This is a genomic window from Streptomyces sp. AC627_RSS907, assembly GCF_019049165.1.
In genome coordinates, this window is sequence record NZ_JAGMUE010000469.1 from 1 (window position 1) to 620 (window position 620).

The window sequence follows — 620 nt, forward strand, 5'->3', positions numbered from 1 at the left end:
TAAGCGATCGGTTGCCTAGAGCGAGATCGGAATGCGCGAGCGAGCGACGCCCAGCCCGCTGCGGCTTTCCCCCGCCACGCACGGCGCGGAGAAGCGCCCCACGTCCCGCGCGCCATGGGCGTACCGCGCCTGGAGGAGACAGGAAGTCATGGATCAACCCAGGGACAGAGTGACCCACCGGTGCGGGAGGAGATGCTCCGTACTGACCGGCCAGCACACCGTACGGACCGTGCAGGACTGCGTGCTGCGGTTCTTCCTCGCGGACGCGGCTGCCGCCTGGCCCGACGCCGGACCGGGTGGCGGCCGGTGTCGGACTGCGCGTTCCAGCACGCCTACGAGCTGAGCCTGTTCGACCCCGTCGGCCTTGCCGCCGGTGACCTGCGGCCCAACGCGCACCGCGTCCAACTCGCCCTGGACGCGCTGACCGGTCCGGGCAGCTTCCTCTGGTCGGACGGCGCGGACGCGGCCGGGGTGATGACGACCAACGGCAAGGCGCCCGAGGACTGTGGCCTGGGTGTGGAGGAGTGGCGTCGAGGCACGGGAGGGACGGCATGACGGAACGGCAGGTACGCGTGAGTCTGTTGGTGTGGCGGCCACGCGACCCCGACCACCCCGGGGAC

The 620-nt window shown here is 71.5% G+C and carries 1 protein-coding gene; it reads left to right on the forward strand.

Features of this window, described 5'->3' with window-relative positions; translation table 11 throughout:
* Positions 1-306 precede the first annotated feature (306 nt).
* The gene (locus tag KUM32_RS36505) at positions 307-555 is read left to right on the forward strand and encodes a hypothetical protein (protein WP_217146186.1); all 249 of its coding nucleotides are present in this window, start codon (positions 307-309) and stop codon (positions 553-555) included.
* Positions 556-620: the final 65 nt, after the last annotated feature.